Source organism: Nocardia suismassiliense (assembly GCF_900269665.1).
Lineage (GTDB): Bacteria > Actinomycetota > Actinomycetes > Mycobacteriales > Mycobacteriaceae > Nocardia > Nocardia suismassiliense.
Genome location: NZ_LT985361.1, coordinates 1,549,215 through 1,569,933 on the forward strand (window position 1 = coordinate 1,549,215; position 20,719 = coordinate 1,569,933).

Sequence of the window (20,719 nt, forward strand, 5' to 3'; positions counted from 1 at the left end):
CGGCCGATGTCGTGACTACCAGTGGGTGCCGGGGACCCAGCGGGCGGCGCGGCGCAGCGCGGTGCCGGTGACCCGGCGGGCCGCCGAGCGTGGACGCGGGGCAGGTTGGGGGACAGCGGGTTCCGCGACTTCTTCGGTGTCTTCCACCTGCTCGCCCTTGGCGGCGGGGGAGTCCGGCAGGGCGCGGTAGTAGCGGTGCAGGATGCGGTCGCGGAACTTGGGGGTGAGCAGGGCGCCGTATTCGGCGAAGGTGCCCAGCGGCACGTCGATGCGCTTGGGGCGCTCGGTCAGCGCGCGCACGATCGTTGCCGCCGCCCACTCGGGGGATTCGGACGGGCCCTGGTCGCCGCTCGGGGTGATCATCGGGGTGCGCACCAGTGGCATGTGGATGGTGGTGAAGGTGACGCCGTCGGCCATCGTCTCGACCGAGGCCACCTCGGCGAACTTGTCCAGTGCCGCCTTGCTGGCCAGGTAGGCCGCGAAACGCGGCGTCGCCACCTGCACGCCCGCGCTGCTGATGTTGACGATGTGGCCGAACTTGCGCTCGCGCATCTGCGGCAGCAGGGCCAGCGTCATCCGCAGCGCGCCGAAGTAGTTGACCGCCATGGTGCGTTCGAAGTCGTGCAGCCGGTCGGTGGAGCGGTGGATGGCGCGGCGGATGGACCGGCCCGCGTTGTTCACCAGCATGTCGACGTGGCCGTGCTCGTCGAGAATGGTCTTCACGACGTGGTCCACCGAGTCGGAATCGGTGACGTCGCACTGGTATCCGTAGGCGCTGCCGCCCGCGGCCTTGATCTCGTCGACCACCGAGGCGAGTTCGTCGGCGCGGCGGGCGAGCAGGAACACGGTGGCGCCCTTGCCCGCGACGGCGATCGCCGCCGCCTTGCCGATCCCGGAGGAGGCGCCGGTGATGAGCACATGCCGACCCGTGATGTCGCGGCTGCGACGGCCGCGCCGGGTCTCGGGCAGGCCGGCGTCAGCGGATGCGTCAGTCATCGCTGCTCCTTTGCAGGTTGGGTTGGCATGAACTTACTCCGAAGTAAGTTTACCCGCCAAGTGGCACTGCTCACTTTTCGGGGCTGGGGTCGAGGTGGTGAACACGGGTCGAACAACCTCTCGAAATCGATCGAACATATGTGCGATACTCGGCGCATGGCGGACGATCGGATGGCGGACATCTTTGCCGCGGTGCGGCTCGGTGGCGGGGACCAAGCGGCGGCGCGACAGGCGCTGGAGAAGTTGTGGGACGAGATCGGTGAGGGCGGTGATCCCTTGCACCGCTGCGTGATCGCGCATCACCTAGCCGATCTGCAGGACACCGCCGCCGCCGCGCTGCTCTGGGACCGGCGGGCGCTCGCCGCGGTGTTCGGCCCCGGCATCCCGCTGGACGAAGGGCTCCGCAGTTTCCTGCCGTCGCTGTACCTCAACCTGGCCGACAGCCACCGGCGAGTCGGCGACTTCGAGGCCGCCCGCATGCAGCTGGCCATCGCCCGCGGGCACCTCGATGTCCTCGCCCACGACGCCTACGGCGCCCTGATCCGCGCGGGCCTCGACGATGTCGAAGCGGCGCTCGCCGAGGGCTCGACGGCGCCCCTGCCGACCAGCTGACATATGAGGAGGTGAGCCACGGTGGGGTGGAGCAACGGTCCCCCTACCTGGTCCGAGCTGGAGCGGGTGCTGTCGGGGCGACCCGGCCGGACGAACCCGGACGCGATGTACCCCGGCGACGGCGGCGACAGCCCGGCCTGGTCCCGCAAGCGCGGGGAGTACCTGGCCGGGCCCGCGCTGCCCGCCGACGGGCCGACGGTGCCGTACGCGGAGCTGCACACGCACTCGGCGTACAGCTTCCTCGACGGCGCGAGCCAGCCGGAGGAGCTGGTGGAGGAGGCCGTGCGGCTCGGCCTGGAGGCGATCGCGCTCACCGATCACGACGGCTTCTACGGCACCGTGCGGTTCGCGGAGGCGGCCAGGGAATGCGGGATGCCGACGGTCTTCGGGGCCGAGCTGTCGCTGGGCACGCAGGCGGAGTCGACCCCGCGCCGCGGACCTGCGACCACCCCGGATTCCATGCCGCGCACCGGATCTCCCGATCCCGCCGGGCCGCACCTGCTGGTGCTGGCTCGCGGCCAGGAGGGCTATCGCCGGTTGTCGCGGGAGATCGCGACCGCTCACATGGCGGCAGGGGAGAAGGGCATCCTCCGCTACGACTTCGACGCGCTTTCCGCGGCCGCCGAGGGACACTGGCAGATCCTGACCGGTTGCCGGAAGGGCCATCTGCGTCAAGCGCTCGAACACGACTTACGTTCGGGCAGTATGCGTCTCGTGCGGTCCGAGGCCGCGCTGCGTGACCTGACGGAGCGGTTCGGCGCCGACCGGGTGAGCGTGGAACTCACCCACCACGGCATTCCCGAGGACGACGAGCGCAACGCCCATCTCATCACGCTGGCCGACCGCCTCGGGTTGCCCGTATTGGCCACCACCGGAGCGCATTTCGCCGGGCCGGGCCAGCGTCGCCGGGCCATGGCACTCGCGGCGATCCGGGCCAGGCAGAGCTTGGACGAGATCGCCGGCTGGCTGGCCCCCACCGGCGGCGCGCACCTGCGCTCCGGCGCGGAGATGGCGCGGCTGTTCGCCGACTGCCCGCAGGCGGTACACAACGCGGTCGCGCTGGCCCGCGAATGCGCCTTCGACCTGAAGCTGATCGCGCCGAAGCTGCCGCCGTTCGACGTGCCCTCGGGCCACGACGAGAAGTCCTGGCTGCGGGCGCTCACCCTCGCGGGCGCCGCGGCGCGTTACGGCCCGCCGGAGCGAAACCCGCAGGCGTACCGGCAGATCGAGCACGAGCTCGCGGTGATCGACGAGCTGGAATTCCCCGGCTACTTCCTGGTGGTGCACGACATCGTCACCTTCTGCAAGGACAACGACATCCTGTGCCAGGGTCGGGGCTCGGCGGCCAACTCGGCCGTCTGCTACGCGATCGGCATCACCAATGTCGACCCGGTCAGCAACAACCTGCTGTTCGAACGCTTCCTCTCGCCGGAGCGCGACGGACCCCCCGATATCGATGTCGACATCGAATCCGACCGCCGTGAGGAGGCCATCCAGCACGTCTACACCAAGTACGGCCGCGAGTACGCCGCGCAGGTGGCCAATGTGATCACCTATCGCGGCAAATCCGCGGTCCGCGATGCCGCACGCGCACTGGGCTTTTCGCCGGGACAGCAGGACGCGTGGAGCAAGCAGGTGAGCCGGTGGACCGGCGTCGGCAGCGAGACCGGTACCGACATCCCGGCCGAGGTGCTCGGGCTGGCCGCCGAAATCGAGGGACTGCCAAGGCATCTCGGTATCCACTCCGGCGGCATGGTGATCTGTGACCGGCCCATCGCCGACGTCTGTCCGGTGGAGTGGGCGCGCATGCCCGGCCGCAGCGTATTGCAGTGGGACAAGGACGATTGCGCCGCCATCGATTTGGTGAAGTTCGACCTGCTCGGTCTCGGCATGCTCTCCGCGCTGCACTACATGATCGACCTGGTGCGCGAGCACACCGGCGAGATCGTCGAGCTGCACAAGCTCGATCTGAAGGAGGCCGCCGTCTACGAGATGCTCTCGCGCGCCGACTCGGTGGGTGTGTTCCAGGTGGAGTCGCGGGCCCAGATGGCGACGCTGCCCCGGCTGAAGCCGCGCGAGTTCTACGACCTGGTGGTGGAGGTGGCGCTGATCCGGCCCGGCCCCATCCAGGGCGGTTCGGTGCACCCCTATATCCGGCGCCGCAATGGCGCCGAGCCGGTGACCTATGACCATCCGGCCCTGGAGAATTCGCTGGCCCGCACGCTCGGTGTGCCGCTGTTCCAGGAACAGCTCATGCAGATGGCCGTCGACGTCGCGGGTTTCACCGCCGCCGAGGCCGACCAGCTGCGCCGCGCGATGGGCTCCAAACGTTCACCGGAGCGCATGGAAGGTCTCAAGGCACGCCTCTACCGTGGCATGCGCGAATTGCATGGGATCACCGGCGAAGTCGCCGACCGCGTCTACGAGAAGCTCTACGCCTTCGCGAATTTCGGTTTCCCGGAGAGCCATTCGCAGAGTTTCGCCTCGATCGTGTTCTATTCGTCGTGGTTCAAGCTGCATCACCCCGCGGCCTTCTGCGCCGGTCTGCTGCGGGCGCAGCCGATGGGCTTCTACTCCCCGCAATCCCTGGTCGCCGACGCCCGCAGGCACGGCGTCGTGGTGCACGGCCCCGACATCAACGCCAGTCGCGCCGAACCGACCCTGGAGCAGGAGGGCACCCAGGTGCGCCTCGGCCTGGCGGCGGTCCGGCACATCGGCGACGACCTCGCCGAAAAGATCGTCGCCGCCCGGGATCAGGGACCGTACACCTCCTTCCTCGACCTGACCGGACGCGTGGAACTCACTGTCGTGCAAGCGGAATCGCTCGCCACCGCGGGTGCCCTCGGCGGTCTCGGCAGCACCCGGCGCGAAGCCCTCTGGGCGGCGGGCGCCGCCGCGGGGGAACGCGCGGATCGGCTGCCCGGTACCGGCGCCGCCACCACCGCCCCCGTGCTGCCCGGCATGAGCGACCTCGAACTGGCCGCCGCCGACGTCTGGGCCACCGGCGTCTCCCCGGGCAGCTATCCCACCGAATTCCTGCGCCCGCAACTCGACGCGCTCGGCGTGATTCCCGCCGCCGGGCTGCTCGCCGTGCGGGACGGGTCACGCGTGCTGGTGGGCGGCGCGGTGACACACCGGCAACGTCCCGCCACCGCCGCGGGGGTCACCTTCCTCAACCTGGAGGACGAGACCGGCATGGTGAACGTCGTCTGCTCGGTCGGGCTGTGGGCTCGCTATCGCCGCCTGGCGCAGAGTGCGCCCGCCCTGCTCATCCGCGGTCGCGTGCAGAACGCCGAGGGGGCGGTCAGCATCGTCGCCGAACACCTGCGGCGGTTGGACCTGCGCGTCGACTCCAAGTCGCGCGACTTCCGCTGAGCCCCTGAAAAACTCGTCTTCCTACCCGGATATCGCCGCCATATGATGGGGCGTTCTGCCCAGCGCGGCCCCGTCGGAAATCGGGAGACACCATGCCAGCGCATTCGGATGCGGGCTCGCCAGGGCGCGCCACCGCACCAGCCGTGCGTCCTCGTTATCTGGCGATAATCGTGACGGTGTTGCTCGCGTTGCCGACCGTATTGCTCAGCGTCGCAATCATTCTGGTCCTCGGCGCGTGGGCAGGGATCTGGTTGGCGGTAACGGCCGTCGTGGTGTGGGTGTTGTTCGGCGTCAGCCTCTTCGATGCGGCGTGGTTCACGCCCAATCGTGCGAAATTCGCCAAGATGTTCGGGTTTCGGCGCCCGATCCCACCGGAGGACGAGCTCCTCGCGGCGGCATGGGAGCAGGTGACCAGCGCGCCCGGCGTGGACGGGTGGCCGTACTCGCTGTGGGTGGAGCAATCCGATGATCCGAATGCGCTCGCCGCACCCAGTCGCATTGTCGCGGTGACCAGTTCGGCGCTCGCCGACCTCGATGCGCGGCAGCTCGAAGCGGTGCTCGCGCACGAACTCGGGCACCACAGGAACGTCGATCCCAGAGTGCGACTGGTCGACGGGTGGCTCGCCATGCCGGGTCGCGCGCTGTGGGCGGTGTGCAAGCGTCTCGGGCGGATCGCGGGGATCCTCGGTCCGCTCGCACCGTTCGCCCGATTCGTCGCGGCGGTGGGTCTGCTGCCTGTCGTGACCATCGTGCTGGCACCGGTCGTGGGATTCGGCGCCGCTCTCCTGTTCGTTGTCTTGCTGATCGTGGAGCCGTTGACCAGGAGCGCGCAGTGCCACCGCGACGAATACGCCGCCGACCGTGCGGCCGTCGACCTCGGCTATGGCCGCGAACTGGCGGCCGCCCTGCGCGGCTGGGAGCCCGGGACGACTCCCCGTCTGGTCGCGCTGCGTCAACGCCTCTACAGCACGCATCCGCCGCTGGCGTCGCGGATCAGGAAGATCACCGCCCGGCTCGGCGAATGACCTGGCCGCCCACACTTTTAGAGAAGTGTTAGAAGGGTTCTAGAGAACAGTTATGTCGGGCTGTTCGCGCAGTAACAGGGGCTACTGTGCGAATCATGCGGAAGCTTGCTGTGCTGTGCATCGGTCTGCTCGGTCTGACGTTGCTCGTCGGCTGCGGCTCCGGCGACAACGACGCCAAAAGAGCGGCGCCGCCGGGCCGCCCGTCCACCTACGCCACGGTGGAGTCCGCGCCGGCGCCCGCCTCCGTGCCGCCGGGGCTGCGCGATCAGGGAGCCGCCCCGCGTAAAGACAACACCACCACTGAAACCGTCACGGTGCGTAAGGAAGTCGTCACCGGCAGCGTCGAGATGACCGCGGGTGAACCGATCGAGACGGCGGGCAAGATCGCCGACCGGGTGCGCGAAGCGGGCGGCCGGATCGACAGCCGGACCGAACAGCCCGGCACCGAGGACGCCGACCCCAGCGCCACCCTCACCGTCCGGGTGCCCGCGGACAAGACCGACGCGTTCATCGACGGGCTCGGCGGCCTCGGCCGCGTCACCCGGGTGCACACCAACCGCGACGACGTGACGATGCAGTGGGAAGACCTGGACGCCAGGATCCGGGCGCTGCAAGCCTCCGTCGACCGGCTGCGCGGGCTCATTGCGGGCGCGACCAACACCGCCGACCTGCTCAACGCCGAGCAGGCGCTGTCGAGCAGGCAGGGTGAACTCGACAGCCTGACCGCGCAGAAGCGCCACCTCGACGACGACGTCGCGCTGTCCACGCTCACCATCGACGTCACCACCGCGACCACCAAGGCCGAGGAAGACCGCGCCGACAACTTCTGGGAAGGGATCGTCAGCGGCTGGAACGCGCTGGTGGACTGGCTGAAGGACGCGGTCGTGTTCACTGGTAAGGCGCTGCCGTGGCTCGGCTTCCTGGTGGTGCTCGCCGCCGTGGTCTGGGGCATCGTGCGGCTGGTGCTGCGGCGGGGCAAGCGCGGCACTCCGGCAGAATCGACACCGGTGGGTGCCGGTGCCGCTCCGAAGTCCGGTTCCGGCGGCACGGAAAGCGCAGGGGCCGCGGGGAGTACGGCGACGGGAGACAAGAGTGCCGACAACGGTCCGGGCGACCATAAAACCGAACAGCCGTAAGGGCCCGCTCGTCGAAACCCTCGACGACGGCACCCTCCAGCTGTACGTGCGCGCCCCGGCGGTCGAAGGCAAAGCGAACAAGGCTGCCATCGAACTGCTCGCCGAGCATTACGGAGTGCCCAAGAGCGCCGTCCGCCTGGCGGCCGGCGCCACCTCCCGCTTCAAGCGTTTCGAGATCGATCGCTGAATCGTTTGCGTGCCAGGCCTTGTCGCGCACCTTTCGTCGTCCGGGCCCGATCTCGTCGGCAATCCCCGTGCGCCGACCGCGAATTCGTGCGCGGCGGTCACACTCCGCTGTCGAACCCGACCTGCCGCCACGCCTCGTACACCGCGACCGCAGCCGCGTTGGACAGATTCATCGAGCGGCGGCCCGGCAGCATCGGAATGCGCAGCTGATCGGTGACGTGCGGATCCTCGAGCACCGCCGCGGGCAACCCCGTCGGCTCGGTCCCGAACAGCAGCACATCCCCTTCCCGATACGCCACCTCGGTGTACCGGGTCGTGGCTTGCGTGGTGAACGCGAATACCCGCTCCGGCCGCACCGCAGCCCACGCCGCCGCCAAATCCGTGTGCACCGTCACCGACGCCAGATCGTGGTAATCCAACCCGGCCCGCCGCAACTTGGCCTCCGAAAGATCGAACCCCAACGGCTCGACCAGATGCAGCTCACACCCGGTCCCCGCGACCAGTCGAATCGCATTCCCGGTATTTCCGGGTATCGCGGGCTCATGAAACATCAGTCGGAACACGGCAGACAGTCAATCAGGCGGTCGCCGCTGCGCTTCGCCGACCTACCGCCCACCCGATACGCGCAGCCGACTTTGCTCTGCCGACCAGCCGCCGCGGCACGCAACGGGTCCCGCCGCGGCACGCAACGGGTCGGGTGGTGGCACGCAACGGGTCGGGTTGTGGGCGACGCTTCGTTACCGGGGGTCAGGGGAGCTGGATCGGGGTGAGGTCTGTGTCGGGTGGAGGGCGGAGGCGGCGGAGGGTGCCGTCGAAGAGGGTGGTGTAGAGGGCCCAGGTGTTGCCGTCGGGGGCGATGCGGACCGAGCTGGGGCCGGCTTGGCCGATCGCGAGGCCGGCGGCTATGACGCAGGTCGCGCCGGTGGCCGGGTCGACGCGGTGGATCTCACCTGCGGTGTGGGCGGCGACGTAGAGGGTGCCGGAGCGGGATGTGGTCAGGTCGTCGAGGCCGGGGAACAGGCCGGGGATGGTGGCGATGACGGTCCATCGGTCGGGGGCGTCCAGCGGGACGCGGATGACGCGGCCGGTGAACAGGTCGTCGGTGTAGACGGCGCGGTGCTCCGGGTCGAGGGCCAGGCCTTCGGAGCGTGGCACCGGCGACCAGTTGAGGACGGTGGCACCGGTATCGGGTCGATAGCGGGTGAGGCCCTTCGACGGGCCGCCCTCGGTGCCGACCCAGGTGGTCAGCAGATCACCGCCCGGCAACCGCAGCAGCCCGTTGCCGTCGAGCGGCGCCACCGAGGTCAGCCGCTCGGTCCCGGTGTCCAGCTGCCACAACTGGCCCCCGGCAAGGAAATACAGATTCGAGCCGACCAGTTGCAGGCCACGGGGGACCCGCAGGTTCGCCAGCACCGTCCGCACCTGACCTGCGGAATCGAGGTGATAGATCTTCGAGTCCGCAGACATATAGAACCCACCACGACCGTCCGGTTCGAGGTTCTCCAGCTGCTCCAAACCCTGCACAAGGGTGTCGACCTGCCAGCCACCGCAACCCGCCGCACCCACACCCTGCGCGGGTCCCGCCGCGGCACCAGCCCCCGCCGCGATCGCCACCGTGACGCACAAGGCGCGAATGCGTCTGCCCACCATCCCCATTCCGCGCAGCCTATGCGGCGGCCCCGAGCAGGTCGACACCGCAGAACCGTGGGCGCCAGCGCAACGGTCACCGCTACTCGCCCCGGTGATATCGGTCTATTTCGCCCGGCACTGCGGCAGCGCGCACCTGATCCTCCGCGATGCCGGGCGGACCCGGGCACTTGGTTGAGCGGGGCGCGAGTTATGGTGCCGCCGATTCGGCTACCCCACTACCTTTGAGCGAAACCCCTTGTGCGGCAATCGGCCTCATCCGGCGGTTAGGATGCGCGGATGGTGAGCACCTCGCACAATCCGGTAGACACCCAACCACCCGCACCCGGCTTCGCGCACGCGACGTCGGCCACCGGTAGCAGGATCATTCACATTTCCGGGCAGGTCGGCACCGACGCGTCGGGCCAGGTGGTCGAGGGTGGCCTGGCCGCGCAAACCACGCAGGCCTTACTCAACCTGGGCCGCGCGCTCGAGGCGGCGGGCGGTAAGGCCGCCGACCTCGTCAGCGTCCGGTTCTACGTGGTCGATTGGGATCCGTCGAAGTTCGAGGCGCTCGGTGCCGCCGGTGCCGCGGCCCGCGAGCACTACGAGTTCCCCGAAACCGCGGTCACCCTGGTTGGCGTGGCCGCCCTGTTCACCCCGGAGCACCTCATCGAGATCGAGGGTGTCGCGGTCGCCGACTGAGCCCGTCGGCGGCGCAGGGTCGGGGGAGTCTGTCAGAATCGGGGAGTGACCGATGCCGACACGTCCACCGCGGACCACCGGGCAGCCAGCAGCTCCCCGTTCCTGCGCTGCCATCTGCCGATGGTGGTCGTGGCGCTGGTCATCGCGGTGGCGATCGTGTTCGTGGCACAGGACCGGTGGCGCCGCGGCGCACTGTTCTTCGGCGGAGCGACACTGCTGGCCGCCGCATTCCGCCTCTGCCTGCCGACCGCCCAGGTCGGCTTACTCGCCGTGCGCAGCAAGCCCTTCGACGTCGGGGCGCTGACAGTACTCGGCTCCGCCATCGTCTTCATTGCCGCGACCATCAACACCCTCGGCGTCGGCTAGTACCCGAAAACGTTGGCGGCTAACGGTTTCAGCGGGCGTACTGCTCGGTGAAGACCGTCTGATCGCGCGGCCTGCGACCGGGGTGCGGCGGGACGGTGTCGCTGTACCCGACCGCGACCAGCACCGCGATGGCCAGCTCGGCGCGGCCGCCGATGCCGATGGCCTGCTTGACCAGGTCGGCATCCCAGCCGTTCATCGGGGCCGAGGCCAGGCCGAGGCTGGTGGCGGCGAGCATGACGTAGGTGGCCGCGATCATCGCGTTCTTGACGGCGTTCTCCCGGAGCAGGCCGCGTTCGCGCAGCGAATGGAATTCGCTGCGGGAGTCGAACATCGCGGTGAACTCGGCGTTCCATGCCGCGTTGTGGACGGCCAGTTCGGCAATGTCGGTATTGCTGTGCTGCCAGGCCGTGGGGTCGGCGACGAAGACCAAAACGACCGGCGCCTCCAGCGGCTGTGGCTGGCCGAACGCGGCCTTCGACAGCGCTTGCCGCCCATCCTCGCTGGTGACGACGACGATCGAGCGGTCCTGCATGTTCCATGCACTCGGTGCCTGCACCGCCAGGTCCAGCAGTTCATCGAGCAGCTCCGGCGCTACCGGAGTCGGCTGGAAGTGGCGGGTGGTGCGGCGAGCGTGGATCGCGGCGGGTACCGAAAGTGGCTGTGTTTCCATAATTCTCACTATTGGAGAGTGAGGCTCTAATGGGAAGAAGGCACTTTTTAGTGCGTTACTCTCGGAAGGGTGCGCACGCTCATCGAAGGCTCCGGACTGCCCGCTGACATCTACTCGGCCAAATGTCCCACCCGGCAGGTGCTCGACCACCTCGCGGGCAAGTGGACGGTGCTGATCATCGACGCCCTGTCCGACGGCACCATGCGCTACACCGATTTGCGCAAGCGCATCGACGGCATCTCGCAGAAGATGTTGACGCAGACCCTCCGTCAGCTGGAAACGGACGGATTCCTCACCCGCACAGTGCATCCCACCGTGCCGCCGCGCGTCGAATACACGCTCACCGAACTGGGGCACAGCCTGCGCATACCCATTGCGGCACTCCGCGATTGGATAGAAACCAACATCAACCTGATCGAACAGGCACGCCGTTCGGTGGCCCGCTGAACAACCCGCCGCACCCCTCGACGCGGCGGGTTGTCCCGAAACTCAGGCTGGTTCGGCTACCAGCTCGGCCCGCCCGGATCGCCCGTACCGGGCTCGCGCCTCGGCCGGGGTGACCGTCTCGAGCCTGGCCGGCGGCTCCGCGTTGATGTGCTCCTTCAGGATCTGCCCCGCCATCGGCGCGACGAACGGCGCCGCGACCAGCAGGCCGAACGAATTGAATCTGCTGAAGCCCCACACCAGTACCTTGGCGGGCAGCCGGACCGCGAGATCGACGATGCCGAGCCGATCGAAGCGTCCGAGCTTGCGCATCCACTTGGGCAGCGTCGCCACCGAGGCCAGCGAAAGCAGCCTGCTCCCGATGGCATACGAGAGCCCAGCCCCGTTGCGCGGCGAGGTCCACAGCAGGTGGTGCATGCCTTCTTCGGCCCGCTCGGAGGTGCACAGCCGCGGGCGGACCCGCTCGAAGTACGCGCGCACCTCGTCGCGTGAGCGCGGCACGTCCTCGGGCTTGCAGGTCTGCAACTCCGCCGCGATCGCACACTCCTGCCAGAACCGTGTCTCCTCCTCCGGCGTCAGCCCGGGGCCGAACACCTCGTACGCCTTGAGCACGGAATGCCAGCCCGTGATGTGGATCCAGAGCTGTGTCTCGGGGCTGTTCGCGCTGTAGCGGTTTCCGCTGATCGGCTCGATCCCGGTCATCGGCGCGTGGATCCGCATGAGGTGCTCGGCCGCCTGGATGGCGGTGCGCCCGTCGGCGATCGCGGCGATGAGGAAGTAGGAGAAGGTGTGGTCGAGGCGTTTGCGCGGGTCGCTGTAGATGCCGCGGGAGTCGGCGACGGCCGCGGTGAGGAACGGATCGAAGTGCTCGAGCACGACGGCCCGCTGGAAGCCGATGACCGCGGTGGGTGCGGTCCAGACCTTCCAGCTGGGTGAATCGGGGCCGAAGAACCCGTAGTCGTCCCGGCGCAGGGTGGTCGGATCGAACTGCATCACGTGCTCCTTTGCGGTGATCGCCCCGGCACCGGGGGTGAATACAACGCAACCGTAGCAATTGCGTGCAATGAATACAACGGTTGCGTAGCATTTGTGGCCGACGGGATGCGGAATCGCGGCCGCGATGCTGTCAGGATGGAGCGCATGGAGGTGAAGCGGCAGTGACCACATCGCGCACCGCGGCGGACCGGCCGCGCCGGCGTTACGCGCCACGCCTGCCGCCGGAACAGCGCAGGGCGCAGTTGCTCGACGCGGCCTTCGCGGTGCTGAGCCGGGTGGAGCTGCACGAGCTGAGCATGGAGGCGGTCGCCCAGGAGGCCGGCGTCGGCAAACCGGTGCTCTACACCGTCTTCAAAACCCGCGCCGAACTCGTTGCGGCGCTACTGGAACGGGAGCGCGAGCGCGGCCTCGAACAGGTCGCCGAGACCTTGCCGACCGACCTGATGGGGGCCGACCCGGTGGTCGCGGCCTCGGCCACCGTCGAGGCGTTCGTCGGTGTGGCACTGGAGAATCCGACCCGCTGGCGACTGATCCTCGCCGGGCCGGGCAACGCCCCCGACGAATACCGTGAGGCCCTGCGGCATTCCCGCGCGGGCATCTTCGATCAGGCCGAGGCGCTGGTGCGCGTCGGCACCGCCCTCGAACCACGCTGGGCCGGCGTGGATTCCGCGCTGCTCACCAACTCGCTGCTACAGGTCGCCGAGATGCTCGGCAGGCTGGCGGTCAGCGAACCCGACGAGTATCCCCGCGAACGCCTGCAAGGATTCGTGCACGCCATCGTCGGCCTACTGATGGGTGCGCCATCGTCGAAAGACGCTGGCGCATAGAGCATCCACCACAACGCCGCGCGCGAGGCGAATTCAGCTAGCAGGCTGACGACTCTGCTGCGCCAACCGCATCGTCTCGGTCAGCAACTTCGACACCGCCGCAGCCTCGGTGAGGAACCCGTCGTGCCCGTCGCGCGAGTGCACCACCTCGAGTCCATCGCAGCCGGGCAGCCCCTCGGCGAGCTCCTGCTGCGTGCGCAGCGGATACAGCCGGTCGGAGTCGACGCCGCCGACGACGCACGGCACCGGCGTCGCGGCCAGCGCCGCCGCCACCCCGCCGCGGCCGCGCCCGATGTCGTGCCGGTTCATCGCCTCGGTCAGCAGCACATAGGTGGCGGGATCGAAACGGCTACAGAGCTTGTCGGCCTGGTGATCCAGGTAGCTCTGCACCGCGTACCGGCCGCCGCGCCACGGATCCTCGGCGCCCTGCGCGCTGTTCTCGAACCGGTGGTCCAGCTCGTCCTCGGTGCGGTAGGTCAGCTGCGCGATGCGCCTGGCGATGCCCATGCCGGTCATCGGCGCGCGGTCGGTGTCGTGGTAATCGCCGCCCTGCCAGTCCGGATCGGCCTTGATCGCCGCGATCTGGGTGGTCTGCGTGCCGATCTGGTCCGCAGTAGCCCGGGCGCCGACGGCCAGCACCAGCGCGGAGCCGACCCGATCCGGCGCGCCGACCATCCACTCCAGCACCCGCATGCCGCCCATCGACCCGCCGACCACGGCGGCCAGCCGTGCGATGCCGAGCCGATCGAGCAGCGCCGCCTCGGCGGCCACCTGGTCCCGGATGGAAATCTCCGGAAACCGAGAGCCCCAAGGCTTTCCGTCGGGCGCCAGCGTCGAGGGCCCGGTGCTGCCCTTGCAGCCGCCGAGCACGTTCGTCGCGACGACACACCACTCGTCGGTGTCGAGCGGACAGCCGGGGCCGACCATCCCGTCCCACCAGCCGGGCAGCGGATGAATGTCGTCCGGGTGCCCGACCACATGCGAGTCGCCGGTCAGCGCGTGCTCGACCAGCACCACGTTGTCCAGTGTGGGGGAGAGCTCACCCCAGCGCTGCACGGCCAGATGCACCTGCGGAATGACCGCGCCGCTCTCCAGCCGGACGTCGCCGATGGGGATGATGCCGAGCCGCCCGTCCGGGGGCGGCAGGGCCACCCCGGACGAACGGGCCACACTCGGTTCGGTACTCACCTTCACGTCGCCGCCGCCGCGAAACCGGCGCGCAGATCGGTCAGGATGTCGTCGATCCCTTCGATCCCCACCGCCAAGCGGACCAGGCCCGGAGTGACCCCGGCGAGCAGTTGCTCGGCGGGCGTCAGCTGCGAATGTGTGGTCGACGCGGGGTGAATCACGAGGGAGCGCACATCTCCGATGTTAGCCACATGGCTGTGCAGGACTAATCCGTCCACGAACTTCTTGCCCGCATCGACACCGCCGCGCAGTTCGAAGGCGACGATCGCACCGGGGCCCTTGGGCGCCAGCTGCTTGCCGCGTTCGTACCAGGGCGAGGAGGGCAGACCGGCGTAGATGACCTTTTCGACGTCCGGGTGGGTGCTCAGGAATTCGGCCACCGCCTTGGCATTGGCGACGTGCCGTTCGATGCGCAGACTCAGCGTCTCGATGCCCTGGCTGATCAGGAACGCGTTGAACGGCGAGATCGCCGAGCCGAGGTCGCGCAGCAGTTGCACGCGGGCCTTGAGCGCGAACGCGGGCGCGCCGAGATCGGCGAACACCGCCCCGTGGTAGCTGGGGTCGGGGGTGGTGAAGCCGGGGAAACGCGGTTGACCCTGCGCGTCGGTCACCGTCCAGTCGAAGGTGCCGCCGTCGACGATCACACCCGCCACCGCGGCGCCGTGCCCGCCGAGGTACTTGGTCGCCGAGTGCACGACGATGTCGGCCCCGTGCGCCAGCGGCTGGATCAGGTAGGGCGTCGCCACCGTGTTGTCGACGATCAGCGGCAGCCCGGCCTGGTGCGCGACGCCGGCGATACCGGGAAGGTCGAAGATGGCGCTGCTCGGGTTGGCGATGGTCTCGCCGTAGAACGCCTTGGTGTTCGGCCGGATCGCCGCGCGCCACTGGTCCAGGTCGTCGGGGTCCTCGACGAAGGACACCTCGATGCCGAGCTTGGGCAGCGAGTAGTGGAAGAGGTTGTAGGTGCCGCCGTAGAGGTGCGGGCTGGACACGATGTGGTCGCCGGCCGAGGCCAGGTTCAGGATGGCGAACGTCTCCGCGGCCTGTCCGGAGGCCAGCAGCAGTGCGGCGACACCGCCTTCGAGCGCGGCGACGCGCTGCTCCACCACGTCCTGGGTGGGGTTCATGATCCGGGTGTAGATGTTGCCCGGCTCGGCGAGCCCGAACAGCGCGGCGGCGTGCTCGGTATCGCGGAAGGCGTACGAGGTGGTCTGGTAGATGGGCAGGGCCCTGGCACCGGTGGTGCTGTCGGGGGCCTGTCCCGCGTGCACCTGTTTGGTCTCGAAAGACCACTGCGCGGTCGGGTCGACGTCGGCCGCGGGCACGGTGGAATCACTCATGAGCTTTGCTCCAAAGAAAAGGTTGTTCGCCAGAACTAACGGGTTATCGGGTCAACGGCGAAGGACAACAACACATTTCGGGAACCTCCTGGAAAGCGCGCTTGCTCTCGACCTTCGAGAGCCCGGTCATCACCCGGAGCACCCCACCGCTGCTGGAGGGTTGCCGTCCAGCAAGCCGGGGCTTCGCGCTGGCACTCATGACCTGACGGCATCATAACCGGCGCCCGATCGGCGACCGAAATCCGGAGCCGAACTCAGCGGGTCGCGCCGGGCCGCGCGGCGCCACACACCCGCGTGAACTCGTCGAAGGCGGTGGTGAAGGAGTCGCGGCCGGCCGCGGCCGCCGCCTGCGGATTGTCGTAGTCGAACATGCTCTCGCCGCACTCCATCGCGAGGTGGCCGATGAGCTGCCAGGCGCCGAGGATCAGCCGCACCGGCAGCGCGTCGGGGGTGCTGTCGAGTCGTTCGGCAACCACCGCGGCGATCGCGACGTTCTTGCTGTCGGCGTGCTCGAGGCTGCGCGCGCTGACCGCCGGGCTGCTGCGCATGATCCGCTGCATCTGCTGGAACTGCCGGAACGAGACCGGTCCCTCGGCGGACTCGCTCGCGGCGTGGTCGATCACCTGCAGAAACGCCTCGCGGATCGACTCCAGCTCGTTGCCGGTGACGGGGAGGGTGCGCAGGGTCTCCGCGACGGTCTCGCCGAAGTCCTGGATCGGGCCGAGCACGATGTCCTCTTTGCTGTCGAAGTATCGGTTGATCGTGCGCGGCGAGACGTCGGCGGCGTTGGCGATCTGTTCGACCGTCGTCGCGTCGAATCCCTGTGCGTCGCAAAGCTCCAGCGCGACCTCGATGATGCGCAACCGGGTCTTCTGCTTCTTGCGCTCCCGCAGGCCGGGATAGGCATTCGGCCCTGAGTTGGCGGGGGGCTCCGCTGCGGTACGCGCGCTCGTCGGCGTCGGTGACTCGAGCATGTTCACACCCTATCGCAACCTAGTGTTTTCGTGTCTTTAACCGCCAAATGTCGGACTGCGACATTTTTCGCTTGACGCCAAATGTCGTCAGATGCCAGGATAGCCGGACAGTGTCCAAAGGTGAGGAGTCCACGGTGACCGAGACTGCGCAAGCGGTAGAAGTACCGGAAAAACAAGGCGGTTCCGCCCGCTGGTTCGCCCTCGCGGTGATCGCGTTGGCCCAGCTCATGGTGGTTCTCGACGCCACCATCGTGACCATCTCGCTGCCGTTCGCGCAGCACGATCTCGGCATCAGCGACGGCAACAAGCAGTGGATGCTGACCGCTTACACGCTGATCTTCGGCGGCCTGCTGCTGCTCGGCGGCCGCCTGGCCGACTACCTGGGGCGACGCCGGATCTTCATCATCGGTCTGGTCGGTTTCGCCGCCGCGTCGGCACTTGCCGGTCTGGCGCAGAACGGCGCCGAGATGTTCGCCGGGCGTGCGCTGCAGGGTGCGTTCGCGGCCTTGCTCGCGCCCGCCGCGTTGTCGTTGCTGTCGGTGACGTTCACCGAACCTGGTGAGCGCGCAACGGCATTCGGCGTGTTCGCCGGTATCTCCGCCGGTGGCGCCGCGCTCGGTCTGATCGCGGGCGGCGCGCTCACCGAGTACGCCTCCTGGCGCTGGTGCCTGCTGGTGAACACCCCGATCGCGCTGCTCGCCCTGCTCGGCGCGCTGGCGTGGGTGGTCAAGGACGTGCCGACGCCCCGTACCGGCGGCTACGACGTGCCCGGCGCGGTCACCGTGACGCTCGGCCTCATCGCGATCGTGTACGGCTTCAGTCGCGCCGCCGACGACGGCTGGCTGGCGGGCAGCACCCTCGGCCTGCTCGTCGCCGGGACCGCGCTGCTGATCGCCTTCGTGGTGATCGAACGGCGCTCGGCCAATCCGCTGCTGCCGCTGCATATTCCGGGTGAGATCAACCGGGGCGGCGCGTTCCTCGCCGCGTTGCTCGTGCCGATCGCCATGTTCGCGATGTTCCTGTTCCTCAGCTACTACTTCCAGATCACGCTGGGTTACTCGTCGCTGAAGGCGGGCTTCGCGTTCCTGCCCTTCCCGGCGGGCATCGCGATCTCCGCGGGCATCACCAGCGCGCTGCTGCCCAAGATCGGGCCGCGGCCGCTGATGGTCGCGGGTGCCGTGCTCGGCGTGCTCGGTCTGGTGTGGCTGGCGCAGCTGGACTTCGGCGACAGCTTCGCGACGAGCGTGCTGCCCGCGCAGGTGCTGATCGCGCTCGGCATGGGTCCGCTGTTCGTCGGCATGCAGACGGTCGCGCTGCACCAAGTGGAGGAAGAGGATTCCGGCGTGGCCAGTGCGCTGCTGAACGCGGCGCAGCAGGTCGGTGGCGCGGTCGGCACGGCGCTGCTGACCACCATCTCGGTGCAGACGGCCAAGACCTACGCGGAGAATCACCCGACGATCGACAATTTGGTCGCCCGCGCCTCGATCCACAGCTACGACGTGGCGTTCTACGTCGGTGCGGGTTTCTTCCTCGCCGCCGTGCCGGTGATCGCGCTGATGATCCGGGACCGGCCGGAGAACCTGATCGAGGGTTCCGAGGAGGGTGCCCGCCCGGTGCACGTCGGAGTCTGATCGACGCGACCACCCCGCGGTCCGCGTGTCGCCTGCCCGGCGGTGCGCGGACCGCAGTCGTTCGGCGCGGCGACCTGCGAATTGCGCAATGACCTACCAGTCAGTAAGTTCGTGGGGTTTCTCACTCGGGGGGCTGCCCGCACACCACGATCATCGGCAGCAGTACGCTTGTCTTGTTTGCACCACACGTCTCGCGGACAACGCGGGGCATATACGTTGTCTGTTGGAACAGCTGGGGTCCGCTCACAAGCGTGTTCACCTGGCCGTGCAATGAGGGCACCATCCTAGGAGGACACGAAGATCCATGTCCAAAATCAAGGTTGAAGGTACCGTCGTCGAACTCGACGGCGACGAGATGACCCGGATCATCTGGCAGTTCATCAAGGACAAGCTGATCCATCCGTATCTCGATGTGAATCTCGAGTACTACGACTTGGGCATCGAGTACCGGGACAAGACAGACGACCAGGTCACTGTCGACGCGGCCGAGGCGATCAAACGCCACGGGGTCGGCGTCAAGTGCGCGACCATCACCCCGGACGAGGCCCGCGTCAAGGAATTCGGCCTGAAGAAGATGTGGCGGTCGCCCAACGGCACCATCCGCAACATCCTCGGCGGCACCATCTTCCGCGCGCCGATCATCATCTCCAACGTGCCGCGCCTGGTGCCCGGCTGGACCAAGCCGATCATCATCGGCAGGCACGCGTTCGGCGACCAGTACCGCGCCACCGATTTCAAGGTGTACCAAGCGGGCACGGTCACCCTGACCTTCACGCCGGAGGACGGCAGCGAGCCGATCCAGCACGAGGTCGTGAAGATGCCCGAAGACGGCGGCGTCGTCATGGGTATGTACAACTTCAAGAACTCGATCATCGATTTCGCGCGGGCCTCGTTCAACTACGGCCTGCAGCAGAACTACCCGGTGTATCTCTCGACGAAGAACACCATCCTCAAGGCCTACGACGGCATGTTCAAGGACACGTTCCAGGACGTGTTCGATGCCGAGTTCAAGACCCAGTTCGACGCGGCGGGCCTGACCTACGAGCACCGCCTCATCGACGACATGGTCGCCTCCTCCATGAAGTGGGAGGGCGGTTACGTCTGGGCCTGTAAGAACTACGACGGTGACGTGCAGTCCGACACCGTGGCGCAGGGCTTCGGCTCGCTCGGCCTGATGACCTCGGTGCTGCTGACCCCGGACGGCAAGACCTGTGAGGCGGAGGCCGCACACGGCACCGTCACCCGGCACTACCGTCAGCACCAGCAGGGCAAGCCGACCTCGACCAACCCGATCGCGTCGATCTTCGCCTGGACGCGCGGGCTCGAGCACCGCGGCAAGCTCGACAACACCCCCGAGGTGATCGGCTTCGCGCAGACCCTCGAGGATGTCGTCATCAAGACCGTCGAAGGCGGCCAGATGACCAAGGACCTGGCCTCGCTCGTCGGCGGCGACCAGGGCTACCTGAGCACCGAGGAGTTCCTCGGCGCGCTCGACGCGAACCTGGCTCGCGCCCTGCGTTGAGTCGGTGAACACACCCGGCGCTGGAACTGATCCGGCGCCGGGGGATGAGCTCCTCCCGCCCAGGCCAAGACGGTTGGGCACGCTGTTCTGAATGACGGGCACCCGCACCACTCGGTGGTACGGGTGCCCGGATTGTTTCTAGGTGCGGGCGGGACTGTTGAGCAGTAGCGGAACTACTCGCGTCAGGCTGTCTGCGCCGATGCCGTGCTCGACGCCCGCGTCGAACAACCGCAGCAGCGGATCGAGCAGGTCGGTGGGTACGTCCGCGTCGCGGTTCGCGTCCAGCAGCATGCGCAGAATGAATTGATGCTCTTCGACGCCGGCCATGATCGGCGGGAATTCACCGTTATCGATCTGGGCCGCGAGTGCGGGCAAGGTATCGATCACCGAACGCAACCATGGCACCAGCAGCGAACCGGTGGGTTCCGCCGTGTCCCGGTGCGCGCCGCGCAGCATGGCGGCCGCTTGGAAGAAGCCACCGAACAGGCCGTACATGCCTGCCAGCACGGCTAAGTCGTGCACGCCGGCCAGCCCGACGTCCGTCCCCAGATGCTTCGCCGTGCCCAGCTCGGCGATCACCACCTGCTGGTCGGCCTCGGGTGAGCCGCTGTAGATGATCGTCGAGTCCGGCGTGCCCATCGTCTCCGGCATGCCGAGGATCGAACCGTCCAGGAAGCGCCCGCCTCGGTCGGCGATCCAGGCTTCGAGGTCGCGTGCCTCGGCCGGGCGTCCAGTCGAAAGATTCACTACGGTGCGGCCTGCGATTGCTTCCGGTGCGGTGTGCAGGAGGGTGGCCGCGATCGCGGTCTCGGGCACCGAGATGACGATCAGTTCCCCGGCCTGCAGCGCCTCGGCGAGCGAACCCGCCCGGATCGCGCCGAGTGCATCCAGGTGCGGCGCCCGATCGGGACTGCGATTCCACACCGTGACGGGGTGGCCGTTGCGCAGAAAGACCTGGGCGATCGCCGCGCCCATGCGGCCGAGACCGAGCACAGTCAACGGTGTGTGGTCGCTGGTCATGATTCCTCCGTCGATGTCGTACGTGCTGATGAAGTGGGCGCCCGCAGAACAGTTTTCAAGCTGGAGCCGCCGAGGTGTGA

Annotated in this window: 20 protein-coding genes and 1 riboswitch; of the genes, 11 read left to right on the top strand and 9 right to left on the bottom strand. The window is 68.3% G+C overall.

All coding sequences use genetic code 11. The features are described 5' to 3' along the window. Positions 1–15: 15 nt before the first annotated feature. Entirely contained in the window at positions 16–996 is a 981-nt protein-coding gene (locus DBO33_RS06880) for an SDR family NAD(P)-dependent oxidoreductase (RefSeq protein ID WP_107654267.1), read from the bottom strand. 156 nt (positions 997–1,152) lie between these two features. Between DBO33_RS06880 and DBO33_RS06885 the strand changes: the two genes are divergently transcribed. The 5 genes from DBO33_RS06885 (at position 1,153) to DBO33_RS06905 (ending at position 7,331) form a co-directional block, all read left to right on the top strand. Further along, on the top strand, positions 1,153–1,608 hold the full coding sequence (locus DBO33_RS06885; protein ID WP_107654268.1) for a hypothetical protein: 456 nt from the start codon (positions 1,153–1,155) through the stop codon (positions 1,606–1,608). Positions 1,609–1,629: 21 nt separating this feature from the next. Continuing rightward, on the top strand, positions 1,630–4,983 hold the full coding sequence (locus tag DBO33_RS06890; protein WP_107654269.1) for an error-prone DNA polymerase: 3,354 nt from the start codon (positions 1,630–1,632) through the stop codon (positions 4,981–4,983). Positions 4,984–5,075: 92 nt separating this feature from the next. After that, positions 5,076–6,008 (top strand): M48 family metalloprotease, encoded by a 933-nt coding sequence (locus DBO33_RS06895; protein ID WP_107654270.1) that lies wholly within the window; start codon positions 5,076–5,078, stop codon positions 6,006–6,008. A 95-nt stretch (positions 6,009–6,103) separates the two neighbouring features. Next, on the top strand, positions 6,104–7,144 hold the full coding sequence (locus DBO33_RS06900; RefSeq protein ID WP_107654271.1) for a DUF4349 domain-containing protein: 1,041 nt from the start codon (positions 6,104–6,106) through the stop codon (positions 7,142–7,144). Next, the gene (locus DBO33_RS06905; RefSeq protein WP_107660040.1) at positions 7,101–7,331 is read left to right on the top strand and encodes a DUF167 domain-containing protein; all 231 of its coding nucleotides are present in this window, start codon (positions 7,101–7,103) and stop codon (positions 7,329–7,331) included. The genes DBO33_RS06900 and DBO33_RS06905 overlap by 44 nt, the downstream gene beginning before the upstream one ends. A gap of 97 nt (positions 7,332–7,428) precedes the next feature. Here the strand turns inward: DBO33_RS06905 and DBO33_RS06910 are convergent, their stop codons facing one another. Further along, positions 7,429–7,893 (bottom strand): tRNA (cytidine(34)-2'-O)-methyltransferase, encoded by a 465-nt coding sequence (locus DBO33_RS06910; RefSeq protein WP_107654272.1) that lies wholly within the window; start codon positions 7,891–7,893, stop codon positions 7,429–7,431. A gap of 184 nt (positions 7,894–8,077) precedes the next feature. Then, the gene (locus DBO33_RS06915; RefSeq protein ID WP_107654273.1) at positions 8,078–8,986 is read right to left on the bottom strand and encodes an SMP-30/gluconolactonase/LRE family protein; all 909 of its coding nucleotides are present in this window, start codon (positions 8,984–8,986) and stop codon (positions 8,078–8,080) included. A gap of 270 nt (positions 8,987–9,256) precedes the next feature. Here DBO33_RS06915 and DBO33_RS06920 point away from each other — a divergent pair, with 270 nt between their 5' ends. After that, the gene (locus DBO33_RS06920) at positions 9,257–9,661 is read left to right on the top strand and encodes a RidA family protein (RefSeq protein ID WP_107654274.1); all 405 of its coding nucleotides are present in this window, start codon (positions 9,257–9,259) and stop codon (positions 9,659–9,661) included. A gap of 120 nt (positions 9,662–9,781) precedes the next feature. Further along, positions 9,782–10,027, top strand: a complete 246-nt coding sequence (locus DBO33_RS06925; protein WP_228541161.1) for a DUF3017 domain-containing protein — start codon at positions 9,782–9,784, stop codon at positions 10,025–10,027. 28 nt (positions 10,028–10,055) lie between these two features. Here the strand turns inward: DBO33_RS06925 and DBO33_RS06930 are convergent, their stop codons facing one another. Then, positions 10,056–10,697, bottom strand: a complete 642-nt coding sequence (locus DBO33_RS06930; RefSeq protein WP_107654276.1) for a nitroreductase family protein — start codon at positions 10,695–10,697, stop codon at positions 10,056–10,058. 69 nt (positions 10,698–10,766) lie between these two features. On the opposite strand from DBO33_RS06930, the gene DBO33_RS06935 reads away from it, so the two are divergent. Then, the gene (locus DBO33_RS06935; protein WP_107654277.1) at positions 10,767–11,144 is read left to right on the top strand and encodes a winged helix-turn-helix transcriptional regulator; all 378 of its coding nucleotides are present in this window, start codon (positions 10,767–10,769) and stop codon (positions 11,142–11,144) included. A 42-nt stretch (positions 11,145–11,186) separates the two neighbouring features. On the opposite strand, the gene DBO33_RS06940 is transcribed toward DBO33_RS06935, so the two are convergent. After that, positions 11,187–12,134 (bottom strand): oxygenase MpaB family protein, encoded by a 948-nt coding sequence (locus DBO33_RS06940; RefSeq protein WP_107660041.1) that lies wholly within the window; start codon positions 12,132–12,134, stop codon positions 11,187–11,189. 164 nt (positions 12,135–12,298) lie between these two features. On the opposite strand from DBO33_RS06940, the gene DBO33_RS06945 reads away from it, so the two are divergent. Next, on the top strand, positions 12,299–12,964 hold the full coding sequence (locus tag DBO33_RS06945) for a TetR/AcrR family transcriptional regulator (RefSeq protein ID WP_107654278.1): 666 nt from the start codon (positions 12,299–12,301) through the stop codon (positions 12,962–12,964). A 33-nt stretch (positions 12,965–12,997) separates the two neighbouring features. On the opposite strand, the gene metX is transcribed toward DBO33_RS06945, so the two are convergent. The 3 genes from metX to DBO33_RS06960 form a co-directional block, all read right to left on the bottom strand. Continuing rightward, positions 12,998–14,116 (bottom strand): homoserine O-acetyltransferase MetX, encoded by a 1,119-nt coding sequence (gene metX / locus DBO33_RS06950; RefSeq protein WP_107660042.1) that lies wholly within the window; start codon positions 14,114–14,116, stop codon positions 12,998–13,000. A gap of 38 nt (positions 14,117–14,154) precedes the next feature. Further along, positions 14,155–15,492 carry a bifunctional o-acetylhomoserine/o-acetylserine sulfhydrylase gene (locus DBO33_RS06955; RefSeq protein ID WP_107654279.1) on the bottom strand — a complete coding sequence of 446 codons (1,338 nt, stop codon included), beginning with the start codon at positions 15,490–15,492 and terminating at the stop codon, positions 14,155–14,157. Positions 15,493–15,584: 92 nt separating this feature from the next. Then, a riboswitch (SAM riboswitch) is annotated at positions 15,585–15,695 on the bottom strand. 51 nt (positions 15,696–15,746) lie between these two features. Continuing rightward, entirely contained in the window at positions 15,747–16,466 is a 720-nt protein-coding gene (locus tag DBO33_RS06960; RefSeq protein WP_107654280.1) for a TetR family transcriptional regulator, read from the bottom strand. 134 nt (positions 16,467–16,600) lie between these two features. On the opposite strand from DBO33_RS06960, the gene DBO33_RS06965 reads away from it, so the two are divergent. Beyond that, on the top strand, positions 16,601–18,097 hold the full coding sequence (locus DBO33_RS06965; protein WP_107660043.1) for an MFS transporter: 1,497 nt from the start codon (positions 16,601–16,603) through the stop codon (positions 18,095–18,097). A 304-nt stretch (positions 18,098–18,401) separates the two neighbouring features. Continuing rightward, complete coding sequence (locus DBO33_RS06970) at positions 18,402–19,619, top strand: NADP-dependent isocitrate dehydrogenase (RefSeq protein WP_107654281.1); 1,218 nt, start codon at positions 18,402–18,404, stop codon at positions 19,617–19,619. Between the two features lie 138 nt (positions 19,620–19,757). Here the strand turns inward: DBO33_RS06970 and DBO33_RS06975 are convergent, their stop codons facing one another. Next, a complete protein-coding gene (locus tag DBO33_RS06975) occupies positions 19,758–20,639 on the bottom strand; it encodes an NAD(P)-dependent oxidoreductase (RefSeq protein ID WP_107654282.1) in 882 nt (293 codons plus the stop codon). Positions 20,640–20,719 lie beyond the last annotated feature (80 nt).